At 28.5% G+C, this 24,405-nt stretch carries 27 protein-coding genes, 2 tRNA genes and 1 other annotated feature; of the genes, 6 read left to right on the top strand and 23 right to left on the bottom strand.

The genetic code is table 11. The features are described 5' to 3' along the window. Positions 1-43 precede the first annotated feature (43 nt). Positions 44-1,447: a glutamate--tRNA ligase gene (gene gltX / locus B5F09_RS04050; RefSeq protein ID WP_087371904.1), complete on the bottom strand. Its 1,404-nt coding sequence runs from the start codon at positions 1,445-1,447 to the stop codon at positions 44-46. 58 nt (positions 1,448-1,505) lie between these two features. Here gltX and B5F09_RS04045 point away from each other — a divergent pair. Then, positions 1,506-1,581 (top strand) — tRNA-Gln (locus B5F09_RS04045). Between the two features lie 144 nt (positions 1,582-1,725). On the opposite strand, the gene B5F09_RS04040 is transcribed toward B5F09_RS04045, so the two are convergent. The 9 genes from B5F09_RS04040 to B5F09_RS04000 all read right to left on the bottom strand — a co-directional run bounded on the left by B5F09_RS04040 (position 1,726) and on the right by B5F09_RS04000 (position 10,340). Further along, positions 1,726-2,871, bottom strand: coding sequence for a site-specific integrase (locus B5F09_RS04040; protein WP_087371901.1), 1,146 nt, complete (start codon positions 2,869-2,871; stop codon positions 1,726-1,728). 488 nt (positions 2,872-3,359) lie between these two features. Beyond that, positions 3,360-4,343 (bottom strand): D-isomer specific 2-hydroxyacid dehydrogenase family protein, encoded by a 984-nt coding sequence (locus B5F09_RS04035; RefSeq protein WP_087371898.1) that lies wholly within the window; start codon positions 4,341-4,343, stop codon positions 3,360-3,362. A gap of 61 nt (positions 4,344-4,404) precedes the next feature. Further along, a complete protein-coding gene (locus B5F09_RS04030; protein ID WP_087371894.1) occupies positions 4,405-5,037 on the bottom strand; it encodes a GyrI-like domain-containing protein in 633 nt (210 codons plus the stop codon). 73 nt (positions 5,038-5,110) lie between these two features. Then, positions 5,111-6,016 (bottom strand): YafY family protein, encoded by a 906-nt coding sequence (locus B5F09_RS04025; protein ID WP_087371888.1) that lies wholly within the window; start codon positions 6,014-6,016, stop codon positions 5,111-5,113. A gap of 2 nt (positions 6,017-6,018) precedes the next feature. Beyond that, the gene (locus B5F09_RS04020) at positions 6,019-6,795 is read right to left on the bottom strand and encodes an HAD-IIB family hydrolase (protein WP_087371885.1); all 777 of its coding nucleotides are present in this window, start codon (positions 6,793-6,795) and stop codon (positions 6,019-6,021) included. A 9-nt stretch (positions 6,796-6,804) separates the two neighbouring features. After that, positions 6,805-7,770, bottom strand: a complete 966-nt coding sequence (locus B5F09_RS04015) for a phosphotransferase (RefSeq protein ID WP_087371882.1) — start codon at positions 7,768-7,770, stop codon at positions 6,805-6,807. 89 nt (positions 7,771-7,859) lie between these two features. After that, positions 7,860-8,666 (bottom strand): MetQ/NlpA family ABC transporter substrate-binding protein, encoded by an 807-nt coding sequence (locus tag B5F09_RS04010; protein WP_087371880.1) that lies wholly within the window; start codon positions 8,664-8,666, stop codon positions 7,860-7,862. Between the two features lie 10 nt (positions 8,667-8,676). Beyond that, the gene (locus B5F09_RS04005) at positions 8,677-9,342 is read right to left on the bottom strand and encodes a methionine ABC transporter permease (RefSeq protein WP_087371877.1); all 666 of its coding nucleotides are present in this window, start codon (positions 9,340-9,342) and stop codon (positions 8,677-8,679) included. Further along, a complete protein-coding gene (locus tag B5F09_RS04000; RefSeq protein ID WP_087302722.1) occupies positions 9,342-10,340 on the bottom strand; it encodes a methionine ABC transporter ATP-binding protein in 999 nt (332 codons plus the stop codon). Before B5F09_RS04000 ends, B5F09_RS04005 begins: the two co-directional genes overlap by 1 nt. Before the next feature lie 34 nt (positions 10,341-10,374). Beyond that, positions 10,375-10,604, bottom strand: a binding site (T-box leader). A 124-nt stretch (positions 10,605-10,728) separates the two neighbouring features. On the opposite strand from B5F09_RS04000, the gene B5F09_RS03995 reads away from it, so the two are divergent. The 4 genes from B5F09_RS03995 to B5F09_RS03980 all read left to right on the top strand — a co-directional run bounded on the left by B5F09_RS03995 (position 10,729) and on the right by B5F09_RS03980 (position 13,293). Beyond that, entirely contained in the window at positions 10,729-11,004 is a 276-nt protein-coding gene (locus B5F09_RS03995; RefSeq protein WP_087371874.1) for a nucleotide pyrophosphohydrolase, read from the top strand. A gap of 77 nt (positions 11,005-11,081) precedes the next feature. After that, the gene (locus B5F09_RS03990; RefSeq protein WP_087302726.1) at positions 11,082-11,282 is read left to right on the top strand and encodes a helix-turn-helix transcriptional regulator; all 201 of its coding nucleotides are present in this window, start codon (positions 11,082-11,084) and stop codon (positions 11,280-11,282) included. A 114-nt stretch (positions 11,283-11,396) separates the two neighbouring features. Beyond that, on the top strand, positions 11,397-12,128 hold the full coding sequence (locus tag B5F09_RS03985; RefSeq protein WP_087371871.1) for an ATP-binding cassette domain-containing protein: 732 nt from the start codon (positions 11,397-11,399) through the stop codon (positions 12,126-12,128). Beyond that, on the top strand, positions 12,121-13,293 hold the full coding sequence (locus tag B5F09_RS03980) for an ABC transporter permease (RefSeq protein ID WP_087302730.1): 1,173 nt from the start codon (positions 12,121-12,123) through the stop codon (positions 13,291-13,293). The genes B5F09_RS03985 and B5F09_RS03980 overlap by 8 nt, the downstream gene beginning before the upstream one ends. A 29-nt stretch (positions 13,294-13,322) precedes the next feature. On the opposite strand, the gene B5F09_RS03975 is transcribed toward B5F09_RS03980, so the two are convergent. The 10 genes from B5F09_RS03975 to B5F09_RS03930 form a co-directional block, all read right to left on the bottom strand. Further along, positions 13,323-14,489, bottom strand: a complete 1,167-nt coding sequence (locus B5F09_RS03975) for a cation diffusion facilitator family transporter (protein WP_087371869.1) — start codon at positions 14,487-14,489, stop codon at positions 13,323-13,325. 2 nt (positions 14,490-14,491) lie between these two features. Further along, positions 14,492-14,833 carry a hypothetical protein gene (locus tag B5F09_RS03970; protein ID WP_087302734.1) on the bottom strand — a complete coding sequence of 114 codons (342 nt, stop codon included), beginning with the start codon at positions 14,831-14,833 and terminating at the stop codon, positions 14,492-14,494. Between the two features lie 130 nt (positions 14,834-14,963). Beyond that, a complete protein-coding gene (gene hisIE, locus B5F09_RS03965; RefSeq protein WP_087371867.1) occupies positions 14,964-15,602 on the bottom strand; it encodes a bifunctional phosphoribosyl-AMP cyclohydrolase/phosphoribosyl-ATP diphosphatase HisIE in 639 nt (212 codons plus the stop codon). After that, the gene (gene hisF / locus B5F09_RS03960) at positions 15,602-16,366 is read right to left on the bottom strand and encodes an imidazole glycerol phosphate synthase subunit HisF (protein ID WP_087302738.1); all 765 of its coding nucleotides are present in this window, start codon (positions 16,364-16,366) and stop codon (positions 15,602-15,604) included. The genes hisIE and hisF overlap by 1 nt, the downstream gene beginning before the upstream one ends. Continuing rightward, positions 16,348-17,073 (bottom strand): 1-(5-phosphoribosyl)-5-[(5-phosphoribosylamino)methylideneamino]imidazole-4-carboxamide isomerase, encoded by a 726-nt coding sequence (hisA, locus tag B5F09_RS03955; protein WP_087371864.1) that lies wholly within the window; start codon positions 17,071-17,073, stop codon positions 16,348-16,350. The genes hisF and hisA overlap by 19 nt, the downstream gene beginning before the upstream one ends. Further along, positions 17,067-17,675, bottom strand: coding sequence for an imidazole glycerol phosphate synthase subunit HisH (gene hisH / locus B5F09_RS03950; protein ID WP_087371860.1), 609 nt, complete (start codon positions 17,673-17,675; stop codon positions 17,067-17,069). The genes hisA and hisH overlap by 7 nt, the downstream gene beginning before the upstream one ends. Before the next feature lie 12 nt (positions 17,676-17,687). Further along, complete coding sequence (hisB, locus tag B5F09_RS03945; protein WP_087302744.1) at positions 17,688-18,275, bottom strand: imidazoleglycerol-phosphate dehydratase HisB; 588 nt, start codon at positions 18,273-18,275, stop codon at positions 17,688-17,690. Next, positions 18,265-19,575 (bottom strand): histidinol dehydrogenase, encoded by a 1,311-nt coding sequence (gene hisD, locus B5F09_RS03940; protein WP_087302746.1) that lies wholly within the window; start codon positions 19,573-19,575, stop codon positions 18,265-18,267. The genes hisB and hisD overlap by 11 nt, the downstream gene beginning before the upstream one ends. Beyond that, positions 19,569-20,204, bottom strand: a complete 636-nt coding sequence (gene hisG / locus B5F09_RS03935; RefSeq protein WP_087302748.1) for an ATP phosphoribosyltransferase — start codon at positions 20,202-20,204, stop codon at positions 19,569-19,571. The genes hisD and hisG overlap by 7 nt, the downstream gene beginning before the upstream one ends. After that, entirely contained in the window at positions 20,197-21,174 is a 978-nt protein-coding gene (locus B5F09_RS03930; RefSeq protein WP_239404241.1) for an ATP phosphoribosyltransferase regulatory subunit, read from the bottom strand. The genes hisG and B5F09_RS03930 overlap by 8 nt, the downstream gene beginning before the upstream one ends. 442 nt (positions 21,175-21,616) lie before the next feature. Between B5F09_RS03930 and gdhA the strand changes: the two genes are divergently transcribed. Further along, the gene (gene gdhA / locus B5F09_RS03925) at positions 21,617-22,960 is read left to right on the top strand and encodes an NADP-specific glutamate dehydrogenase (protein WP_087302752.1); all 1,344 of its coding nucleotides are present in this window, start codon (positions 21,617-21,619) and stop codon (positions 22,958-22,960) included. A gap of 21 nt (positions 22,961-22,981) precedes the next feature. Here gdhA and B5F09_RS03920 read toward each other — a convergent pair whose 3' ends face one another. From B5F09_RS03920 to B5F09_RS03910, 3 genes are all read right to left on the bottom strand, one after another. Next, positions 22,982-23,365, bottom strand: coding sequence for a hypothetical protein (locus B5F09_RS03920; RefSeq protein WP_087371857.1), 384 nt, complete (start codon positions 23,363-23,365; stop codon positions 22,982-22,984). A 313-nt stretch (positions 23,366-23,678) separates the two neighbouring features. Next, positions 23,679-24,113: a hypothetical protein gene (locus tag B5F09_RS03915; RefSeq protein WP_087371854.1), complete on the bottom strand. Its 435-nt coding sequence runs from the start codon at positions 24,111-24,113 to the stop codon at positions 23,679-23,681. A 212-nt stretch (positions 24,114-24,325) separates the two neighbouring features. Further along, positions 24,326-24,401 (bottom strand) — tRNA-Phe (locus tag B5F09_RS03910). Between the last annotated feature and the right edge of the window lie 4 nt (positions 24,402-24,405).

The raw sequence follows: 24,405 nt of genomic DNA, 5'->3' as shown, positions 1-24,405 counted from the left end.
AAAATTTTATTTCCACTACCTTTTTAATATCAATAACAAAAATCTATACACTCATTTGTTTAATTGCTAAATCAATCCGTCTTAATGTCTCTTCTTTACCTAAAATATGAGCAATTTCAACTGCTCCACCAGGAGTAAAAGCTTTAAAAGTTAAAGCAACTCTTAATGGAAACATGATTCGACCATTTTTTACTTCTTTTTCTTTGGCTAGATTGACAAACAATTGATGTAGTTTTTCATCATCATCAAAACTATTAAAATCAATTAGCTTTTCTTGAATCCACAATAGAGCTTCTAAAGAATTCTCTAAATTTGTTTTCATTTTTTTATTTTTAAATAAACCGGCATCATAATTACATGGTTCATCGATAAAATCAATCATTGATTCAATTTCTGCAAGATAAGAAATTCTTAATTGTAATACTTTACTAAGTTCCATCAAATCAACATTACGATGAATTAATCGTTGATAATATGGCATAGCTAATTGATGAAATTCTTCTAATGAAAGCTTTCTTAAATAAATCCCATTCAACCATTTCAATTTTTCTAAATCAAAAATAGCTGGTGCTTTAGAAATTCTTTTAACATCAAATTGTTTAATTAATTCATCTAAAGAAAAAATTTCTTCCTCACCTTCTGGTGCCCAGCCAAGTAAGGCTAAATAATTGATGATTGCTTCACTTAAATATCCTTGTTTAACAAGATCTTGATATGAAGCATCACCATTACGTTTTGATAATTTATGCTGTTCATCTTTCATAACCGGTGGCACATGAATATAGGTTGGAATTTCCCAATTAAAAGCTTGATAAATTAAATTATATTTAGGAGTACTAGATAAATACTCATTTCCACGAATTACATGTGTAATATGCATCAAATGATCATCAACGATATTAGCAAAATTATATGTTGGATAACCATCACTTTTCAATAAAACACCTTCATCTAATGTATTATTATCAACAGTAATTTCACCATAAACTTCATCATAAAACGTTGTATTTCCTGAAGGAATAGTTTGTCTAATAACATATGATTTACCTTCAGCAATCATTTTCCTAGCAGTTTCAATTGATAATTCTCGACAAGGATCATGATCATTTTCATCATCTTGATTACAAAAACAATAATGAGCACCACCTAATTCAACTAACTGATGAGCATATTTTTGATATATTTCTAAACGTTTCGATTGAATATATGGTCCATATGGTCCAGAAATGTCCGGCCCTTCATCATGCTTCAATCCAGTGTCTGCCAAAGTCTGATAGATCATCTCTATCGCTCCATCAACTTGTCTTGCTTTGTCAGTATCTTCTATTCTTAAAATAAATTTACCATTTTCTTTTTTAGCAATTAAATATTCATATAATGCTGTTCTTAAATTTCCTATATGCATATATCCAGTTGGACTTGGTGCAAATCTAGTTCTTATTTCCATAAATTCCCTCTTATCTCTTGTATTTTAATTAAAAAAGTTATAAAATAATATCTGTTATTGGGGTATAGCCAAGCGGTAAGGCATCAGACTCTGAATCTGACATTTCCTTGGTTCGAATCCAAGTACCCCAGCCAATTGATTATTAAGCAGGTTTTTCCTGCTTTTTTTATTATATTCCTATTTATATAAAAAAGAAACTGAAAAATCAGTTTCTTTCAAGCTGTTGATAAAACATATATCAATGTTTTTATTTCCTTTCAAAACTATCAATTAAATATTCATCTTATATCAATTGATTTTAAAAAAATTTCTGAAGCTTGATTCATAAATATATTTTTTGTTTCATAATCTGGATGAGTATACCTGTCTAATGTAATTTGAATATTTGAATGTCCTAATATTTGACTTAATACTTTTATATTTAGATTATTTTCAACACATAAAGTAGCAAATGTATGTCTTAACATATGAAAATTACCATCTTCTATTTCTGCTGACTTAATATATTTTTTAAATTTTTTTTCTAATAATCGCGGCTCGATAAACTTGTCTGATCTGCCGGTTAACAAGTAATGATCATTATTCTTTTTATATTTTATAAGTATTCTATATAGATAATCTGAAATAGGAATTTTTCGTAAAGAACTATGTGATTTTGGGGATGTTTCAATAATTTTTGTTTTAGGTTTATTATCATCAAAGTTTTTTACACGCTGCATTGTTTTTTCTATATAAATATAATTTTCATTTAAATTAATATTTTCCCATTTTAATGCACAAATTTCACCAACCCTCATACCAGTCATTAAAGCAATAAATGTACCTAATTTACATAAATCACTTTCCATATCTGTATATATTATCATTAACAAATTATATATATCACTTTTAGAAAATACAGATACCTTATTGTTGAATGACTGTTTTGGAGGAATTATTACTGCATTTATTTTTATATCATAATTTATTTCTATATATTTAAAAATGTTTTTTAAAATTAATAATGTATCTTTAATTGTTTTTGTTGCAAGAGGTTTTCCTCTTGTTCTTTTTATTGTCATTAAATTGAAAATAAAATCATTAATTTTTTGTGTAGTAATATCTTCAATTTTTATTTTTCTAAAATAAGGCATTATGTAATTTTTCAATGAATTATCATATTTTGTTAGTGTACTCTCTTTTAAATTACGTTTATTATTTTCAAACCAATGATGGATATAAAATTCTAAATGTTCTGTTGGCGTTATTAAATGGTTATAGTCAACCTTTTTTAAAATATCCAGTCTTTTATTTTTTACTTCTGTATAAGTTTTAGCATAAACAGAACCATATATTTTTGTGCCATCTTTCTTATATCCTTTAATATATCTTGCTTCCCATCTTCCATCTTTACGACGAAATATACTTTCACCTTTTCTTGGCATATACACTCTCCTTTTTTATAAAATGTTTTATTACATATTTGTTACATCAATATGAATTTTATTGCACATTATAAAAAAGAGAATTTTTCAATTATGCTTTTGATTTCATATAATTAAATTAGTAAGTATAATATCTAATGATTAAAAATTTATATTTATAAATAAAAGAATTTTCCAAAATTATTTAAAAACAATAACCAAAACCATTAGATCCTATATATTATTCGAGTATAGCGTACTAATTAGTTATTGAACAAAATTTTTCTGCTTTTTATCATGTTTATTAAAAAAGAAACTGAAAAATCAGTTTCTTTTGGCAATTACTTTCCGTTTGTTTTTTCATGATGAGAGTGTTTATCAGAATAACTTTTTTGATTACTAACCCATTGGTTATCGTAAGCAGATTTTTTTTCTTTATTTAAATTATTTTGTTGTCTCATTTATATCACCCAATTTAGTTTGAGCAAAATATAATATTTAATTCTCTTTTAGCAAATTTTAAATTTATTTTCTTCACCATTGAAACTAGCAACAATACTAGCAATTGAATTCTCCACCATATCACTAACTGCTTGTTCTGTATAAAAAGCTAAATGTGGCGTTAATAAAACATTAGGCATATCTCTTAAAATTGATAATTCATGATTTCCAATTACTTGATATTTATAATCTTGATAATATAAACCTAATTCATTTTCAATTACATCTAAAGCGCAAGCACCTATTTTTCCATTCTCTAAATTTTTTATTAAATCAGTTGTATTTATCACGCTGCCACGCGCAGTATTAACTAAGATTACACCATCTTTCATCTGATCAATTGTTTCTTGACGAACAATATGATATGTATCTTCTAAAGCAGGTACATGAAATGTAATGATATCACTTTCTTTGATTAGTTTTTCTAATGATACATATTGAGCATATTTAGTAACTTCTTTTTTTATAAATGGATCAGTAGCAATTATTTTACAACCAAAACCACTTAAATTCTGAATTACTTTTTGTCCAATAGCTCCAGTTCCAACAACACCAACAGTTTTATTTTCTAATTCCATTCCTATACTATTTTCCAAAGAATAGTCAAATCCAACAGCACGTCGCATAACCATTTTCATTTTTCTAAGAGCCATTAAAATCAACATAACAGTATAATTAGCAACACTAGCTGTTGAATATGTAACATTACTAACAGTCATTCCTAAATCTTTTGCAGATTCAAGATCAATATGATCGTAACCAATTGTTCTAGTTGAAATATGTTTTATCCCAAGATGAGACCATGTTTGAATAATATCTTTTGTTATTGCTGTTGTAATTACACTAACACCAAAGCAACCTTTAGCTAAATTAGCATTTTGTAAATCAGGCGCATCATCGATTCTGACAATCTCTACATTATAAATTTTAGAAAATTTTTCAAAATATGCTCCCTCATCAAATTCACGATAATTATATACTGCAATCTTCATTTTATCCCTCCATTAAACATTATTAGTTTAACACTGGTTTTTTAATTAGTAAATAATTAGATTATTTCACTGGTATTCGAATTACTGTCTTTAAGTTTTCTTTTTTACAACGACGCGGATCACTCAAATATATTTCATGATGTTTTCGTTGTTCATTAAAATCTGCTTTTAAATTATTTGCTTTTAAAAAAGCATCTATTTTATCAATTGACACTTGTTCTTCATCATAACTGCCTATATGCATAATTTGAACACATTTCCCTTCTTTTATTACCTCATATTTTACTTTATCAATATTTATCGCTGGCTTTTTATTTTTTAACAATTTTTTAGCATGATTAAATACTTTTTCATCGACAAACTCTGGTAAACGAATCATTGATTTCCAACAAAATTGATCCTTATCAATATTTTGCATATTTATTGTTCCATCTTCACACCACCATAATCCTTCTAATGGTGGAACAACATATTCAAAATATCCCGGTATTTTATCTTCTGTCATCTTTGACATTTTTATTGTAAACGAAATGCCATACAATAATTCAAGCGCTTCTTGATATTCGACACTGTTATTAGGATTGCCTTTTCCATCGACAGTAACATAACTTATCTTAGGAACATCAATAAGCATCGGCTTTCTTTTTGGTAAATATAAATCTCGATATTCTTTTTTATAATCTAATTTTTTCATCTTAATTGCTCCTTTAAATAATTTTATTTTCACTAATATTATAACAAAACAAACCTGACATCCTCTGTCAGGTTCATTGATATATTTCCATCATTTTCTTCATCTCTGTTATTAATTGCTCTTTTAAAAAATCTGGTTTTAATATTTTTATTTTAGAGCCAAAAGATAAAATAAAACTCATTAACCAATATGTATTAGACACTTTCATTGTGACAACAAAATCACCATTTTGCTTTTCTATTATATCACTGTGATTAAATTCATCATAAACTACACTTGCAATTTGATGATCAAATTGTAAAGTCACTTCTATTTCCTTTTTAGTATCAGTAATTAAATTATTTTTATATTTACTTAAATCAATATTTTTATAAGCAAAAGTTTTATCTGTAATCTCCAGTTTAAGAATTCGAGACAATCTAAAAATACGATTTTCTTTTTTATTTAAACAGTAAGCTAATAAATACCAGGTACCACTTTTAAAAAATAATTTATATGGCCATACTACCCGATTAGACTTTTGACCACTAGAATTAATATAATTAATTACAATTTCATGATTAGTTATAATCGCTCTTTTTAAATCATTAAATTTCTTATTCAAATTATTATTTTGATACCATGAGTTTAAATCTACCTCAATCCAATCAATAACATTTAAATTAAAGATAGCTGCCATCTTATTAATTAACTGGCTATTTTCTCCTTTTAGATAATCAAATTCCTGTAATGCTGCTAAAATCTCTATTCTTTCATCATCAGTAAAAAATGTCCGGTCTAAAACAAAATCATTATCAATATATATACCACCATCATAACCATTTTTACAATAGATAGGAAAATTCATCATCATTAATCGTTGAATATCACGATATATTGTTCGCTTAGAAACTTCAAAATAGTTTGCTAATGTATCAGCCGTTGTTTGTTTATGTTCTAAAAGATAATATAAAATTTCAAATAAACGACTATTACTCATTGTTAATCAATCCATTTAAAATGTTTACAAGCATTATAAATTCCATCTTGATCACAAGCATCAGTTACATAAGTAGCTTTAGCTTTCAACTCATCAATAGCATTTCCCATAGCAATGCTAGTCCATTCATCTTGAAACATACTCAAATCATTTTTTTCATCACCAAAAACAACAACATCACTATAATCACCATTAAAATAATCAACCATAGCTTTAATTCCTACTGATTTATCTCCAGGTTCTACAAAAATATACTCTTTGTGAAACCGACACCATGGTAATTGTTTTAAACTTTCTAATTTTTCTTCTTCAGGCGCAAAACAAGCAACATATACTTTATAAATCTGATCAAAATCTCTTGGATTCAAACCTTCTTGCACTTCAGTTTTCATATAAATATCATGAGTAAAATCATAAAAACGATTATCAGGCGCTAATCTTCTTTGAGTGTTATCAGGCGAAAAAGCCCATATATAATTTTGTTCGATACACTCATCAATTAAATTCAAACATTTTTGATAATCTAATGGTTTGATTTCAATTAATTTTTCATCAATAGTAATCCCATTGCCACCATCACTTACCATATTTTTAAAGCCTAATTCTTTCATATGATCAACAGCCATTGCATAGCTACGTCCAGTAGCAATAGCGACAAAGTGACCAGCTTGTTTTAATTTTTCAATTGCTTCTTTAGTTGAATCAGGAATATATTGTTTTCCTGGTTGTCCTACAGCTAAAGTTCCATCAATATCAAAAAAGAAAAATTTACGTTTCATTTTTTCCTCCTAAATTTCTTTAATTATTTCCATTAATTTATCTTTTATCTCATTATAATATCTAATTTGCTTAATAGTCAAAATAACTTGTTGAATTGCAATATCAACATCATCATTAGTTATTAATCGATTTAAATTAAAAACTAACCATTCAAACATTCCTAAATTACAATCATGTATATCTTGCCAGTTTAAAATCTTAAACCCACCATTTTCAAAATAAGATAACATAAAAGCTTTAAATAATTCATAATCAATCTTGCCCTCTTGATAACCACTATAACTTAATGCCAATTCATAGACCTCTAAAAATGGACTATCATAATCTAGACATTCTAAATCGATAATACGACATTCATCATCTAGCCATAAAACATTTTTACTGTCCATATCACGATGACAAATTGTTAAAACAGGAGGAATTTTATCAATTGCCTGATTAGCTTTTTTTAATAATTCATCAAGTAATAAAACATTTTTTTCTAATAAGTCATAAATCTCTTGATGTTCTATTTTTCTTAAATAATAATTCCAATCAATATTTACGGGTTCTTTTAAATATCTTTGCTTTTTTATTTCAATTTGATGAATCTTTGCTAATAAACTGCTTATTTTTTGACAATGAACCTTATTAATTTGTTCCTGTTTTAAACTTTTTCCTTGATAATAATCATAAACATAGAAATAGATATCATCTATTTTTTGCATTTTCTTTTGATTAAAAATTAATGCCGGAATAATTGGCAATCCATGTTCTTGTAAAATCAATTCTAATTGTTGTGCCCGTTTGAAATTAGACATAGCTGTTGGTCTTTTCATAATTTCTGGGTTTAATATCTTAATGGCATATTTATTTTTGTCAGTTGTTATTGCATACATTTGATGAGTCAAACCACCTGTTAATTTTTGAGGCGAAGATGTTAACTGACCTAAATTTAGTATTTTGACTATTTTTTCAAAAAAACTTATTTCCATAATTTCCTCGATTCCATATAGAATTATAAAATATCGATATCATAAAAACAACTAACAAATAAAAAAGGTAGAAATTTCTACCTTAATAACTATACTACCGGAATAACAGAACCATCTTGATATGTATCATTGATAAATTTTTTAATTTGATCTGATTTTAAAACAGCAACTAATGCTTTTACTCTTTCATCATTTTCATCTTTACAAGCAATGATATTTACATAAGGATTGTTTTCGTTGGCACTTTCTAAAAGAAGCGCATCTTTAGTTGGATTTAAATTAGCATCAATTGCATAATTTCCATTGATTGCAACCATAGCCCCTTCATTATTTTGATAAGCAGTCGTTAACATTTCCGGTTTAATTTCTTCAAATTTTAAATTTAGTGGATTTGCCACAATATCTTCAATCGTTGCTTCTTGAATTTTTACATTATCATCCAACTCTATAATTCCTGCTGTATCTAATATTGATAAAATACGACCATGATCAGCAACTGAATTAGAAATAATAACTACATCATTTTTCTTTAACTCGCTAATATCATCAATTTTCTTAGAATAAAAACCAAACGGTTCAATATGAATACCACCAGCATTAACAATATCATAACCATTTTTTTCTACATCATCTTCAAAAAAAGGTAAGTGCTGAAAATAATTGGCATCTACATCACCATTATCTAACGATCTATTAAAAATATAATAGTCATCTAGAATTTCAATTTTTAAATCAATATCATAATCTTTCTTTAAAATATTCTTAGCTTCTTCTAAAATGTCCCCATGAGGTTTAGAAGTAGCAGCAACTGTTAAAGTATTAGCATCATCACTACTTTGACATCCCGTCAAACTAAAACCTAAAAATAAACAAATTAATAATATTATCTTTTTCATCTTTTTTCTCCTATCTTCTATCTATTTTTCTAACCACATAATCACCAGCAAATTGAATAATAAAAACAATAATCAAAATTAATGCTGTAGCCATGTATGTTACATAATTATTTTGTCTTACAAAACCATATAAATAAGCTAAATTACCAAGCCCGCCTGCACCAATTGCTCCAGCCATTGCTGTATAACCAACTAGTGAAATTCCCATCACTGAAATTGAAGAAATCAATGCAGGTTTGGCTTCTGGAATTAAAATTTTCATAACAATTTGTAAATTAGTAGCTCCCATGGCTTTACTAGCTTCAATAGTTCCTTTATCAACTTCATTTAAAGCAATCATAACCATTCTTCCATAAAAAGGGGCACTAGATAAAATTAATGATGGTAATGCCGCTTTAGCACCTAACATTGTCCCAACTATTGCTTTTGTAAAAGGAATCAATAAAATCAACAAAATAATAAATGGTATTGCTCGTAATATATTAACTATCCAATTTAAAATTTTATTAACAAATAAATGTGGATATAAACCATCATCCTGGGTCAAATAAATTAAAATTCCTAAAATCAAACCAATAATAACTGCAACAATTAATGAAACCCCAGTCATAAATAATGTTTCCATTAATGCTTCGAACATTTGATTAAAATCAATATTTTCTAAAAAAGCTTGCATTATATTACCTCCACCTGTGCTTTATATTGAATAAATAAATCTACTACTTCTTTATAATCACCGATTACTTCAAGAACCATCACCCCAAAAGAACTAGAAAGAGTATTGCTTAAATTAGCTTCAATAACATTCAAATCAGCATCACAGTTTCGAATTACTTTAGTCAAAATAGGTAAACGACTAACCTGATCATTAAATGTTACTTTAATCAATTGTCCCTTCGAGTAAATTTCTTTTAACATCTTTTCATCAAAATCACCATTACTTTTATATATAAAACTTTTAGTAATCTCATGTTTAGGATTTCTAAAAATATCTTCTACCAAACCTTGTTCAATTACTCTGCCATCAGCCATAATAGCAATTTGATTACAAATCTTTTGTACAACTTCCATTTGATGACTGATCATTATAATCGTAATATTTAACTCTCGATTTATTTTTAATAATAAATCCAAAATCGCACTTGTCGTTTGTGGATCTAAAGCACTTGTTGCCTCATCACATAACAACACTTTAGGATCATTAGCTAACGCTCTAGCTATTGCCACACGTTGTTTTTGACCACCTGACAATTCACTAGGATAAGCATTTTCTCTTCCAATTAAACCAACTAAAGATATTAACTCCTGAACTTTTTGTTGTCGTGTCAATTTATTTTTATGCCCTGCTATTTGTAAAGCCAATTCAATATTTTGACTAACAGTCTTTGACCATAGTAAATTAAAATGCTGAAAAATCATTCCAATTTTAGTTCGTAATTTTCTTAACTCTTGTTTTGAAAGTTTTTTTATATCTTGACCATCAATTAAAATTTCACCTTCATCTTGTACTTCTAATTGATTAATCATCCTTAACAATGTTGATTTCCCTGCCCCGCTAAAACCAATAATGCCATAAATATCACCTGTATCAATCGTCAATGAAACATCATTAACAGCTTGAACACTTTTGTTTTTTAAATTAAAAGTTTTACTTACATTTTTTATTTCAATCATTTTACCCTCCTAAAAAATAAAAAAACCCGTCCTATCTAAGGACGAGCATCACCCGTGTTACCACCTTAATTTATTATTATCTTACAATAATAACCTCATCGAGTACCATCATACTCTAGCGCAATAACGGGCGCTCCCGTTATAGACTAAATATCGCCTATAAGACTCCAAGACCATCTTCATTTATCCTCGCTTATTCTTTTCCACCAGCCAAGAACTCTCTATCAAGCTAATATAAACTACTCTTCTTTTCAACGTCGTTGGCAATATATTAGCTAAATCATCTATGAAAGTCAAGTGATTTTTAAAATATTTCCTACTTTTTTGCTATGATTTATTGAAACCTGATATATTATAGATATAATTAATACAAAGGAAGGGAAATAAAATGGAAGAATTAGAAAATAAAATCATTAAATTTGTTAAGGAGAGAAATTGGGATCAATTAGATTATCCTGATAGTCTAATCAAAAGTATAGTTATTGAAGCTAGCGAATTACTTGAATGTATTCAATGGGATAGTAATTTAAATATTGATAATTTCAGCGATGAATTAGCTGATGTATTAATTTATTGTTTTCAATTAGCTTACTCATTAAATCTTGATATTAAAACAATTATTGAAAATAAATTAGAAAAAAATGCGATTAAATATCCAAAATAATTTGTGGTTATTGACTTTCAATGCAAAGTAAACTATACTAAAAATGTAAAGCAAGCTTTGCAAAGCGGGTGATAATATTGAAAAACAGAGTTAAAGAACTACGTAAACAACAAAATATTTCACAAGAGGCACTAGCTAGGTCTGTCGGGGTAACCCGACAGACTATTACCTCAATTGAGGTAGGCAAATATACAGCATCTCTTTTGTTAGCATATAAAATAGCCAAATTTTTTAATCTTACAATTGAAGAAGTTTTTCTATTTGAAGAAAATCAATAAAATATTAAATCTTAAATATTCTTAATTTGATAACTTATAAGATTTAATTTATCGCTTATAAAATTAAAAAGTTATATAATTATGTTATCAAAAGACTATATGGAGGGGAATTCTATGTTGAAGGTTGAAAATCTGACCAAAAAATTTAAAAAAATTACAGCCGTAGAAAACGTTTCTTTTGAAGTAAACCCAGGCGAAATTGTTGGTTTACTTGGAGAAAACGGTGCCGGTAAAACTACAACATTAAGGATGATTGCCACAATGTTAAAACCAACTAGCGGAACTGCAAGTATTAATAAATTTAACATTATTGATCATCCTGATAAAATCAGGGGCCATATTGGAATCTTATTCGGTGGCGATGTTGCTTTATATGATCGACTAACCGGACGTGAAAACATGACTTATTTTGCAAAACTAAATGGAATGAGTGATCAAGAAGCTAAAGAAGCAGTTGAACAAATAGCTAGTGATTTAGAAATGACCGATTATATTGACCGTCCTGTTGGTAAGTATAGTCGTGGTATGAAACAAAAAGTTTCTTTAGCTAGAAGTATAGTTCATCGTCCTGATGTAATGCTTTTTGATGAACCAACTACCGGTCTTGATGTACTATCTAGTAAATTGATTCACGACTTTATTTTAAAATGTAAGTCAGAAAATAAAGCAATTGTATTTTCTAGCCACAATATGTACGAAACAGAAAAACTATGTGATCGTATTATTATTATTCATAAAGGTAAGGTTGTTGCCAGTGGAACAATTGAACAATTAAAAAAAGATTATCAAAAAGATACTCTTGAAGATTTATTTATTGAATGCATTGGAGGAAATAACTATGAATAACATAATGACGATTGTAAAAAAAGAATTTAAAGATATTTTAAGAGATCGTAAAACACTTTTGATGACTTTTGTTATTCCGATCATAATTATGCCTTTATTATTTACTTTTATCTTTTCATCAGTATCAGATATGGCTGCACCAAGTGAAGATAATCGTTATAAAATTGTACTCGACTGTGACGAACCACAAATCGTCCAATTATTTGAAAATGCTGGTATATATGAACTAGTAAAAAGTGATGACCCTATTAATGCTGCATATGAAGGTGAAATAACAGCCTATATCAGTGCTAATGGTATCAATCAAGCATTACTTGAAAATAAAATTCCAACGATTGATTTATACTATGATACGACATCACAACGAGCATTAACAGCAATTAGCTCAGTCCAAACAATCTTTAGTAATTATCAAAATAATTACTTAGCTAGTTATTTAGAAGCTAATAATTTATCAAGTACATTATTGCAGCCTTTCAATTATCAAGAACATGCAAAAGATCAAGAAAGTGATGGTGTGTCTTTGATGATGTTAGGAATGTTAATTCCTATGATGATTATTGGTTATTCAGGTTCAGGAATTACACCTATTGCAACTGATTTAGGTGCTGGTGAAAAAGAACGCGGTACATTAGAACCGCTTCTTTCTACTGGGGTTTCTAGAAGTTCGATTTTAATTGCAAAATTGATTGTTACTGCGACTTTTGGAACAATTACCTCAATTTTCTCTGGTGTAGGATTATTGTTGGCATTTAAATTTGGATTAAGTGAAACAATGCCATTAACTATCAATATATCAATACAAAGCATGTTATTAATTGCAGTATTAGCAATTTTATACGTTTTATTTATATCAGCAGTTATGCTATTAGTTTCAACTTATGCTAGATCAATTAAAGAAGCTAATACATATTTAACACCAGTAACTTTGATTCCGGTACTATTATCTGTTATTACAATGTATACAGAACCAAGCAGTGTTTCTACTGCGATGATGAATATTCCAATTTTAAATGTAGTAATTGTTATTAAAGAAATTATCTTTAATCAATTAAATTACACTCATTTATATATTACTTTTGCCTGGTCAGTTGCCTATGTAATAATTGCAATGGTTGGTGCTAAAATGATGTATGAAAAAGAAGAAGTAGTTTTCAGAGCATAAAAAAGAGCGGTTCGAAATGAACTGCTCTTTTAAATATAGCTATGTTCTATTTGCATAACTGTAAAATAATTTTCATTAATATTCTTAATTTTTTGATCAATTTCTTTTTTTAGTGATTTATGATCAACTTGATCATCTATTGGTAATAAAACATCAAAAATTAAGTTAGTATGTGTTGGACCAGTTACTACTCTAAAATCGTGAATACTATATTCTTGATTAATATCTTTAACTATCGTTGCAACCATTTCTTTTAATTCATTGGTCAACGCATCATTTGAATCGATTGGATCCATATGAATAGTAGTTAAAATATGATATTTATCTAGAATTGCTCGTTCAATAATGTCCATTGCATCATGAACAGCCATAATATCATCATTGCAATTAACTTCAGTATGTAAAGTTAAAAATCTTCTCCCTGGTCCATAATCATGCATCATCAAATCATGTATTCCTAAAACTTCAGGATAAGATAAAATATAATCTGCTATTTCTTTTACTAATTCTTTATCTGGAGCCATTCCTAATAATGGATTAACAGTATCTTTGAAAATCTCAATTCCTGATTTCAAAACAATAATTGATACAAGTGAACCAATAATACCATCAATTGGTAAATCAGTATAAATTGAAGCAATAAGTGCAATTAAAGAAGCTGCCGTTGTCAAACAATCATTTAAACTATCCTGGCTTGCTGCTTGTAAAGTTGTTGAATTTATTTTACCAGCTACAATTTTATTAAAATGTGCCATGTATAATTTAATAAAAATTGAAACAACCAATATTATTGCCGCTATATAAGTAAAAACAACTTTTTCAGGATTAAAAATCTTTAAAACAGAATCTCTTAAAGACTGAAATCCAACTAATAAAATTAAAAAAGCAATGATTAATCCAGCGACATATTCAATACGACCATGGCCATAAGGATGTTCGGCATCAGGATGTTTATTTGCTAATTTAAAGCCAAATAGTGAAGCTAAATTACTACCAACATCAGATAGATTGTTTAATCCATCTGCGATTATGGCAATACTATTAGTAATGCCACCCATTGTAAGTTTAAACAGTACCAGAATTATATTACAACCAATAGAAACTAGTGAACAAAGTGTCCCATACTGTTCTCTTACCTTATTATTATCATAATTTTGATAATTATTAATGAATTTTTTAGCTAAATAGTTTATCATCACTAATCAACTTGATATACAAAAATATCTTGTTTATTAATTTCTATTAAATTAGCTTCACATAATTCATCAAAATACTTTTCCATTTTATCTTTATCAACATCTTTATTAGCAAGTTTTTCCAACGTTGCCATAATCATTGGATTGTCACGTTTTAACATAGCAATTCCATCTTGATTAAAATTTGCCTTTTTTAATAAAGTATCAAGAATAGCAACATATGCTAGTTTAGTTTCTAAACGAAGATTTTTATTACTTTGGAATAATCCTTTTGGCATATAATAACTATCATCTAACAAGCTATCTTTTAATACTTTTAAATTTTCTTTGTTGTATAATTCCATAATAATTCCTCCTAAAACATAATAGTTATTATACCACAAACTCTAGTAGTATTGACACGAAATTTCCATATAATTAAAAATAGCCATTTTAATTTGGCTATTTAGGATAATTATTCAATTAATAAAACTTTTAATACTCTCCTCGAGTATGAAATTCTTTTTTATTTCCAGTAATTTTATGCCGTTCTTTCAATTTATTTTCAACATCATCCAAAGAAACACCTTGATTATTCATTAAAACAAAGACATGATAAAACAAATCACTTATTTCACCAATCAATTCATCTTTATCATTGTTTTTAGCAGCAATAATTGTTTCACTTGCCTCTTCGCCAACTTTTTTACATATTTTATCAACACCTTGATCCAATAAATAGTTAGTATAAGATTTTTCAACTGGATTTTGTTTACGATTAGCAATTAATTTTTCTAAACTTCTAAAAATATTAGTATTATCAAAAGGCAATACTTCATTAAAGAAACATGAATAAGCCCCAGTATGACAAGCAACCCCAATTTGTTCAACAAAAATCAATAAAGTATCTAAATCACAGTCTAAATACATTCCTTTTATATTTTGGAAATGTCCTGATGTTTCTCCTTTATGCCACAATTGTTTACGTGAACGTGAATAAAAATATGTTTGCTTAGTTTCAAGCATTTTATTATAAGCTTCCTCATTTACATAGGCAAGCATTAGTATTTGATTAGTTTGATAATCTTGTACGATTGCTGGAATTAATTCCATCTTTTTAAAATCAGGTTTCATTAAATTGCCCTCCTAACATTAATTCCTTCTTTACGTAATTCTTGACGAACCTGTTCAACAGTTGCTTCACCGAAATGAAATAACGAAGCAACTAAAGCGGCATCGCAGTTAGTCTTTTTAAAAACATCAACAATATCCTGGATACTGCCACAACCACCACTGGCGATAACTGGGATATCGACAACATCACAAACAGCGTTAATCATATCAATATCATATCCAGCTTTAGTACCATCAGCATCCATTGAAGTTAATAATATTTCACCAGCTCCAAGTTCCTGACATTTTTTTACCCATTCAATTAAATCAATTCCAGTATTTTCACGACCACCTTTAACATAAACATCGTATCCTCCTGATGCTCTTTTTTTAGCATCAATAGCAACGACAACACATTGAACCCCAAATTCATCAGCAGCTTCTTTAATTAAATCAGGATTAGCAATAGCTGCCGAATTAACAGATACTTTATCAGCCCCACTAGCTAAAATCATCCTAAAATCATCAATAGTTCTAATTCCGCCTCCTACTGCAAGTGGAATACTAAGTTCTTTAGCACCACGTTCAATAAGATCTTTTATAATATCTCGCTGTTCATAACTAGCAGTGATATCTAAAAATACTACTTCATCACTACATTGCTGGTCGTATCGTTTAGCAAGTTCGATTGGATCACCAACATCTTTTAATCCAACAAAATTTACTCCTTTTACAACCTTGCCATTTTTAATATCTAAACAAGGAATTATTCTTTTTGTAAGCATGCAATAGCCTCCTTTAGATCAACTTTTCCTTCATAATATGCCTTTCCTACAATACAAGCATAATAATTATTTTTAGCTGTTTCTTCAATATTATCAATATCTTTTACCCCACCAGAAACCACAAAATTAATTGAGCTTGCCGCTTTAATTTTTTCATACATTTTAAAATTAGGACCTTGTAAAGTACCATCTTTACTAATATCTGTAACCACAATATATTCAATTCCTATTTTTTCTAATTCTAAAATAAAATCTAAATAAGGCACATTACTTGTTTCTAACCAGCCTGAAGTTGATACATATCCATCTTTAACATCAACGCCAACAACAATTTTCTTTGAACCATATTTCTTTAATGCCATTTTTAAAAAATCAGGATCATTTATTGCTGCAGTTCCTAGAATAACGCGGTCAATACCAATTTCTTCTAGATACAAATCCACTGTATCCATATTTCTGATTCCACCGCCTAATTCAATAGCCATTTTAGTTGCTTGTTTTATTTTCTTGATTGCTTCTAAATTAACACACTTTCCATCTTTTGCTCCATCTAAATCAACAACATGAAGGATCTTAGCTCCCATTTTTTCAAAAGCTATTGCTAATTCTTCAGGATTTTTACTGTAGACAGTTTTTTGATTATAATCACCTTTATATAATCTTACAGCTTGTCCATCTTTTAAATCTATTGCTGGAATAATTAACATTCGATCATCTCCTTAAACGCTAAGAGTATTTTTTTACCAACTGTTCCACTTTTTTCTGGATGAAATTGACATCCAATTACATTATCTTTTGAAGCAATTGCAGTAATATTGGTACTACCATAATCGCTGTAAGCAACTAACTCTTCATCAGGACATTTAGCCATAAATGAATGAACAAAATAAACATCATCATTTTCATGAATATATTTTAAAATCGGATGTTTTTGATTAAAATGTAATTGATTCCATCCCATATGAGGAACTTTTTCATCAATATCCATATACACTACTTCACCTTTTAAAAAGCCTAGTCCTGGTGTTTCTTGGACTTCATAACCTTTTTCAAATAAAATTTGCATCCCTAAACATATTCCTAAAATTGGTATTCCAGCTTCTTTTTGTTTTGTTAAAACATCTATTAAATCATATTTTTTCAAATTATTCATTGCCACTGGAAAAGTACCAACTCCTGGTAAAACAATAGCCTTAGCTTTTTCAATTACTTTTTTATCACGAGAAATAATAGCATCAATGCCAACTCTTTTTAATGCTGAAATAACACTACTTAAATTACCAATATTATAATCTATAATAACAACCATGGTCTTTTCCTCCTATAAAACGCCTTTTGAAGATACTATTTTATCTTTATTAGCTTCATCAATACTTACAGCTTCTTTTAAAGCTCTACCTAAGCTTTTAAAAACCGCCTCAACAATATGATGATTATTGGTACCGTAATGTTGATTAATGTGCAAAGTTATTAAAGAATTAAATGCAAATGCTCTAAAGAATTCTACTGCCATCTCTGTTTCAAAAGTTCCAATTCTTTCACAAGTCAAGTTAACATTAAATACTAAATAAGGTCGACCACTAATATCTAAATTAGTAGTTACTAATGTTTCATCCATTGGAATTGTAAAAGATCCATAGCGTTTAATACCTTTTTTATCATTCAACGCTTCTTTTAAACAAGTTCCTAAAACAATTCCTAGATCCTCGATAGTATGATGGCAATCAACTTTTAAATCACCATCGCACTTAACCGTTAAATCAAAATTACTATGAAAAGCTAATAATGTAAGCATATGGTCGAAAAAACCTATTCCAGTATCAATATCACTTTTTCCAGTTCCATCAAGATTTAAGTCAACGTAAATAGATGTTTCTAAAGTTTTACGTTCTATTTTACTAGTTCTCATCGTAATCCTCCTCAAAACGCACTGCAATTGAATTAGCGTGTCCATCTAACCCTTCACTTTTCGCAAATGCCATAACATCATCTTTAAAAGTAGCTAAAACATCCTTAGGATAATAACTATATGATGAATATTTGACAAAATCGTATACTCCTAAAGCTGAATAAAATTTAGCGGTTCCTCCAGTAGGTAAAACATGATTAGTTCCACTCATATAGTCTCCTAATGGTTCTGGTGAATATTCACCTAAAAAGATAGAACCGGCATTTTTAATTTTAGGAAGACAATTTACTGGATTATCAACTAATACTTCTAAGTGTTCAGGTGCTAAATAATTAGAAACCTCAAAAGCCTGATCAATATTATCAACAATTATCGCCCCACCATAATTAGCTAAAGATTCTTCAATAATTTCTTTTCGTGATAGATAAGCAATCTGACGTTTTAATTCTTGATTAACTTGATCAACTAAACTTTTACTTGTTGTTACTAACATCGCACTAGCTAATTTATCATGTTCAGCCTGACTAATTAAATCAGCAGCAATATATTTGCTATTAGCATTTTCATCAGCAATTACTAAAACTTCACTAGGTCCAGCTACCATATCAATATCTACTAAGCCATAACTTAACTTTTTAGCAGTAGCAACATAGATATTTCCTGGTCCAACTATCTTATCAGCTTTTTTTATTGTTTGAGTGCCATGAGCAATAGCTGCAATACCTTGAGCTCCTCCAAATTTATAAATTGTATCAATGCCACAAACTTTTGCAGCTGCTATAATAATTGGATTTACTTTACCATCTTCTTTTACCGGCGTAATTATAACTAAATCTTTAACTCCAGCCAGTTTAGCTGGTAAAGCATTCATTAATACCGTTGATGGATAACAAGCAGTTCCCCCTGGAACATATAAAGCAACTCGTTCAATAGGACGAACCATTTGCCCCATAATAACGCCATTTTCTTTAAATAAAGACCATGATTTATCAATTTGATTTTTATGAAATTCAATTATCTGTTCTTTTGTTCTTTCTAGAATTCGTAAATAATTAGCATCTACTTGCTTTAAAGCAATTTCTTTTTCTGCTTCACTAACAATTAAATCTGCTTCATCTTTTATTTGATAACCATCAAACTTTAAACAATATTCATATAATGCTTCATTCCCCCGCTTATTAATATCATCAATAATTTTCATTACCGCATCATTAACTTCTTTACTAATATTTTCTTTTCGATTATCAAGTTTTAAAGCAACTGCTTCTAAATTACCGTTGTATTCAATTACTTTTAACATTTTTCTTCCCCCGTTACTGCTTCTAATTTATTAACTAAATCAAAAATTTCATCCTTTTTAAATTTTAAACTTACTTTATTTACGATCATTCTAGTTGAAATGTCACTGATTTTTTCAATTACTTCTAATCCATTGGCCTTTAAAGTTGATCCGGTTTCTACAATATCAACTATCGCATCACTAATTCCGACGATTGGTCCTAATTCTACTGAACCCTCTAGTTTAATTATTTCAACATCCTCTTGTTTTTTAGCAAAATAACTTTTAGCGACTTTAGGATATTTACTTGCAATTCTTTTTCTACGGACATATTTTCTATTTCGATATTCAGGATAGGCGGCAACTGCAAAATAACATTTACCAATTTTTAAATCTAATAATTCATAGTAATCTTCAAAATCACTATCATCTAAAGTATCTTTACCTACAAAACCAACATCAACAATTCCATGCTCTAAAAATGTTACAACATCATTAGCCTTACCAAAAATCATTTCAATGCCATCTTTGGTCTTAATTAAAAGTTCGCGATCTTTATTAAATACCGGCTCCATATCATAATTAGCTTCTTGTAATAACTTACAAACCTGCTTTTCAATTCTTCCTTTTGTAATAGCAATCTTAATCATTGAATTCCCCCTCCTTATCCAATGCTTTTAAAATATGATTCATATGATAACAAAAACCAATTGCCCCAACATTTTTATTAAAACGTGGTAATAAATCATCATAACGACCACCAGAAATAATCGGCTGGGCACTTTTATCACAGTAACCTTTAATCATTAACCCAGTATAATATTTCATTGCCGGTACCATTCCTAAATCAAAAATAATTTGATCATTACAATCTAATACCTCATATAATTCTTTTAAATTATTTAAAGCTTCTAATAATATTGGATCATTAAGATTACAAATTGCACTATTTAATAAGTTTATATCCCCAAAAGCTAATGGTAATTTTAATAATAATTGATTTAATGAATCCGAAAAATCATTTTCACTTACAAACTGTTTCATTGCACTAATATTACGATATTTTAAAATTTCAGTTAATTTATCAGCTTTATCCCCCACTAAATAACAAATTCGATTAAAAAATTTAGCCGAACCAATTTCTAGTAATATATTATTTAATCCTAAATGTGGTAATGACTCTAAAATCATCGTCAAACATTCTTTATCACCAGCAATACCTGGTTTATTGATTAACTCAACGCCCCCTTGGAAAAACTCACTAGAGCGACCTTTATGCATAATTTCTTTACGATACACTTTGCCAAAATAACAATAACGAGCGACTTCATTATTAAAGTTATTTGTTGAATAAAAACGAGCTAACGGAATAGTAAAATCACAGCGCATTGCCACATTTTTTCCTTCATGATTAATATATTGAAACATCTTTTCTTGATCAAAACCACAATCTAGTTTTGTATATAAATCAACATATTCAAAAGAAGGCATCAATACTTCTTGATAGTTGTTTTTAGCAAAGATAGTACGCAGATTATTTTCAATTTCTCTTAACTTACCAACATTGCTAATAATCGCATCAATGCTTTCTTCTGGTATTAAATATTTAAACTCTTCCATTTTATTTCCCCCTTTATTTACAAAAAAACGAGTCATTTACTAATGACTCGCTATAATCATTTTGTCATTAGATACACCCAAAAAATATTTAGCACAAAATGGGTTGTATCATAAAAGATATAACCCTAGGTAATCCAATGGTGGTGATGTAATTGTTGTAAATTTTTTATCGCTTTCATTTTTTATCACCTCTTATTGTATACAATATTATCATATTAAGTTATAAATGAAAAGAAATTTTTATTAAAATTATAAAATACAATAACATTTTGAATTTGTGATTTAAAAATTTCCCGATATAATCATATTATTTTGAAAAATGCGGTATTTTAATATCAATGTTAATAATTTTTTCTATCTATAATATATTTTTCTTAAAATGTTTATTTATTATTAGATTAATAGTATTATATTGATTAGATAAAAAAGGAGGACAATTTTAATGGATTATATTACAAGAGTTTTAGATGAAGTTAAAACAAAAAATGCTGATCAGCCTGAATTTATCCAAGCTGTAGAAGAAGTATTAGAAAGCTTACGACCAGTAATCGAAGCTCATCCTGAATATGAAAAACAAGCTATTTTAGAAAGATTAGTTGAACCAGAAAGAACTATTATGTTTAAAGTTCCTTGGATGGATGATAATGGACAAGTTCAAGTTAACCGTGGATATCGTGTTCAATTCTCAAGTGCTATTGGACCATATAAAGGTGGTTTAAGATTACATCCAAGTGTTAACTTAGGTATTATTAAATTCTTAGGATTTGAACAAATTTTCAAAAACTCACTTACTACATTACCAATCGGTGGTGGTAAAGGTGGTTCTGATTTTGATCCACAAGGTAAATCAGATAACGAAATTATGCGTTTCTGCCAAAGCTTTATGACTGAATTATATCGTCATATTGGTCCAGATGTTGACGTGCCTGCAGGAGATATCGGAACAGGTGCTCGTGAAATCGGTTATATGTATGGACAATATCGTCGTATCCGTGGTGCATTCGAAAATGGTGTTTTAACTGGTAAACCATTACCATATGGAGGAAGTTTAATTAGACCAGAAGCAACTGGATTTGGTGCTTGTTACTATGGAAATGAAGTATTAAAACATTTCAACGATAGTTATGAAGGAAAAACTATTGCTTGTTCTGGATATGGAAACGTTGCTTGGGGAGTTTGTTTAAAAGCTCGTGAATTAGGTGCTAAAGTAGTTTCTATTTCTGGACGTGATGGATATGTTTATGATCCAGAAGGTATTACTACTGATGAAAAAATTGATTTCTTATGTAAAATTCGTGAATCAAATGATGTTAAATTAAAAGATTATGCTGAAAAATTCGGTTGCGAATTCCATCCAGGTGAAAAACCTTGGGGATTAAAAGTAGATATGGCATTCCCATGTGCTACTCAAAATGAAATTGGATTAGAAGAAGCTAAACAATTAGTTGCTAATGGTGTTAAATATATTATTGAAGGTGCTAATATGCCTACAACTCCTGAAGCAATGGAATACTTCATTAATAACGGTGGAACTTTAGGACCTGCAAAAGCTGCTAACGCTGGTGGAGTTGCTGTATCTGCATTAGAAATGGCTCAAAACTCAATGCGTTATAGCTGGACTGCAGAAGAAGTTGATGCTAAATTAAAAGAAATCATGAAAAATATTCATGATAACTCAAAAGCAGCTGCTGAAAAATATGGATTAGGATATGATTTAGTAAAAGGTGCTAATATCGCTGGATTCGAAAAAGTTGTTGCTGCAATGATTTCTCAAGGAATTTATTAATTTAATAAGGCGCTATCTTTCTTAAATAGCGCCTTTTTTATATTCGTTAATATTTTCCATCAATTCTTCATAAAATGCCTCAGCATTTAAAATATAAAGCGTTGACTGTCCACGATGTTTGATTTTCAATTTATGCTTTCCAAGCAAAGTAACGTCCTTAATATCTTTATACTCAATTAATGCAGGTAAGATACCTATTCCTTTAAATTCATAAATCAATGTTGAATCATTAAATATTTTCAAATTATATTTAGTTGTTAAAATTATTAATAGTGTAAAAGCTAAAATAATACCAATAATAACTTTTGTTCGATTATTATCTAAAGCAAAATATACACATGCTCCACTAACCGCTAGAAAAAAAATAATTGAGAATATTAACATTCTAAACTCTTTATACTTCATTAAATCACCTCATTAAATCTAGTCATCAGTATATCATAATCATATAGAAATACAATATTTATATATAAAAAAAGAATTACAAATAAAAAGTAAAATGATAACTATAATAATCAACCTCTATTACTTGTTAATTCTTCTTTAATAATCCAACTGTATTTATAATTTTATTACACGCTTATTATAATTTTCTATACATTAAACTTATCAGATTTACTTAAATATTTAGAATCAAAACCCTTAACCTGAATTGTCTTCATCATCGCTTTAAAAACCTCTAGTTCAAAATTATCATCCATACAAAACACTTCATAATCTACACCAAGATATGATAGGAAAAGCCCTGCTCCTTTACATACCCATTATGTAAATAAAAGTTACGTCTTTTTTCTCTTTGAATACTATTATCAGCTAAATTATCAAGCATTTCAAAATCAACAACTTGTTTCTTTGATGGATATTTTTCTTTTAAAATTTTAATAGCACGACTTTTATACCCTTTTGAACGACAAGATGAATCGATTGTTAAAAAGAAAAGATATGCTAAATCTTTAGATGTAAGAACGACCATAAAGTCAACAAAAGTATCTTTATCCTTTAATGCTAAAAAATTAAAATTATCTGCTTTTGCCATCTCGATAATTTTTGCTGGTTCTAAATATTCTTCAGGTGGAAAAGCCTCTTTTGCAAGGTTATTAACTTTATCTAAAAAGATACTATCTTTGGTAATATTTTCTATATCTAATATCATATAAATCTGTCCTTCTACAAATTATTAATTTAACAATTATAGTATACATGATTTATGTTTGTTTTGATAAACATATTATGCATTATCTAATAAATAACTAATAATAGCTCAATTAACAACTGTTATATAAAAAAAGAAGTAATTTATATAAACTACTTCTAAGATCTATATTTTAAATAATAAAAAAACAACCTTACAGTTGTTAAGTCAAATGGTGGTTCCGGCCGGAATCGAACCAGCGACACGAGGATTTTCAGTCCTCTGCTCTACCGACTGAGCTACGGAACCATGG

Origin of the sequence: Erysipelatoclostridium sp. An173 (assembly GCF_002160495.1) — a bacterium.
Lineage (GTDB): Bacteria > Bacillota_I > Bacilli_A > Erysipelotrichales > Coprobacillaceae > Thomasclavelia > Thomasclavelia merdavium.
The sequence above is the reverse complement of the archived record's forward strand: the minus strand, read 5'-3'. Positions and strand labels throughout refer to the sequence as shown.

What these genes read in the sequence shown, in the direction of transcription:
- gltX (WP_087371904.1), bottom strand. Translation starts at nt 1,447, where the DNA reads ATGGAAATAAGAACTAGATTTGCACCAAGTCCAACTGGATATATGCAT.
- B5F09_RS04040 (WP_087371901.1), bottom strand. Translation starts at nt 2,871, where the DNA reads ATGCCAAGAAAAGGTGAAAGTATATTTCGTCGTAAAGATGGAAGATGG.
- B5F09_RS04035 (WP_087371898.1), bottom strand. Translation starts at nt 4,343, where the DNA reads ATGAAGATTGCAGTATATAATTATCGTGAATTTGATGAGGGAGCATAT.
- B5F09_RS04030 (WP_087371894.1), bottom strand. Translation starts at nt 5,037, where the DNA reads ATGAAAAAATTAGATTATAAAAAAGAATATCGAGATTTATATTTACCA.
- B5F09_RS04025 (WP_087371888.1), bottom strand. Translation starts at nt 6,016, where the DNA reads ATGAGTAATAGTCGTTTATTTGAAATTTTATATTATCTTTTAGAACAT.
- B5F09_RS04020 (WP_087371885.1), bottom strand. Translation starts at nt 6,795, where the DNA reads ATGAAACGTAAATTTTTCTTTTTTGATATTGATGGAACTTTAGCTGTA.
- B5F09_RS04015 (WP_087371882.1), bottom strand. Translation starts at nt 7,770, where the DNA reads ATGGAAATAAGTTTTTTTGAAAAAATAGTCAAAATACTAAATTTAGGT.
- B5F09_RS04010 (WP_087371880.1), bottom strand. Translation starts at nt 8,666, where the DNA reads ATGAAAAAGATAATATTATTAATTTGTTTATTTTTAGGTTTTAGTTTG.
- B5F09_RS04005 (WP_087371877.1), bottom strand. Translation starts at nt 9,342, where the DNA reads ATGCAAGCTTTTTTAGAAAATATTGATTTTAATCAAATGTTCGAAGCA.
- B5F09_RS04000 (WP_087302722.1), bottom strand. Translation starts at nt 10,340, where the DNA reads ATGATTGAAATAAAAAATGTAAGTAAAACTTTTAATTTAAAAAACAAA.
- B5F09_RS03995 (WP_087371874.1), top strand. Translation starts at nt 10,729, where the DNA reads ATGGAAGAATTAGAAAATAAAATCATTAAATTTGTTAAGGAGAGAAAT.
- B5F09_RS03985 (WP_087371871.1), top strand. Translation starts at nt 11,397, where the DNA reads ATGTTGAAGGTTGAAAATCTGACCAAAAAATTTAAAAAAATTACAGCC.
- B5F09_RS03980 (WP_087302730.1), top strand. Translation starts at nt 12,121, where the DNA reads ATGAATAACATAATGACGATTGTAAAAAAAGAATTTAAAGATATTTTA.
- B5F09_RS03975 (WP_087371869.1), bottom strand. Translation starts at nt 14,489, where the DNA reads ATGATAAACTATTTAGCTAAAAAATTCATTAATAATTATCAAAATTAT.
- B5F09_RS03970 (WP_087302734.1), bottom strand. Translation starts at nt 14,833, where the DNA reads ATGGAATTATACAACAAAGAAAATTTAAAAGTATTAAAAGATAGCTTG.
- hisIE (WP_087371867.1), bottom strand. Translation starts at nt 15,602, where the DNA reads ATGAAACCTGATTTTAAAAAGATGGAATTAATTCCAGCAATCGTACAA.
- hisF (WP_087302738.1), bottom strand. Translation starts at nt 16,366, where the DNA reads ATGCTTACAAAAAGAATAATTCCTTGTTTAGATATTAAAAATGGCAAG.
- hisA (WP_087371864.1), bottom strand. Translation starts at nt 17,073, where the DNA reads ATGTTAATTATTCCAGCAATAGATTTAAAAGATGGACAAGCTGTAAGA.
- hisH (WP_087371860.1), bottom strand. Translation starts at nt 17,675, where the DNA reads ATGGTTGTTATTATAGATTATAATATTGGTAATTTAAGTAGTGTTATT.
- hisB (WP_087302744.1), bottom strand. Translation starts at nt 18,275, where the DNA reads ATGAGAACTAGTAAAATAGAACGTAAAACTTTAGAAACATCTATTTAC.
- hisD (WP_087302746.1), bottom strand. Translation starts at nt 19,575, where the DNA reads ATGTTAAAAGTAATTGAATACAACGGTAATTTAGAAGCAGTTGCTTTA.
- hisG (WP_087302748.1), bottom strand. Translation starts at nt 20,204, where the DNA reads ATGATTAAGATTGCTATTACAAAAGGAAGAATTGAAAAGCAGGTTTGT.
- B5F09_RS03930 (WP_239404241.1), bottom strand. Translation starts at nt 21,174, where the DNA reads ATGGAAGAGTTTAAATATTTAATACCAGAAGAAAGCATTGATGCGATT.
- gdhA (WP_087302752.1), top strand. Translation starts at nt 21,617, where the DNA reads ATGGATTATATTACAAGAGTTTTAGATGAAGTTAAAACAAAAAATGCT.
- B5F09_RS03920 (WP_087371857.1), bottom strand. Translation starts at nt 23,365, where the DNA reads ATGAAGTATAAAGAGTTTAGAATGTTAATATTCTCAATTATTTTTTTT.
- B5F09_RS03915 (WP_087371854.1), bottom strand. Translation starts at nt 24,113, where the DNA reads ATGATATTAGATATAGAAAATATTACCAAAGATAGTATCTTTTTAGAT.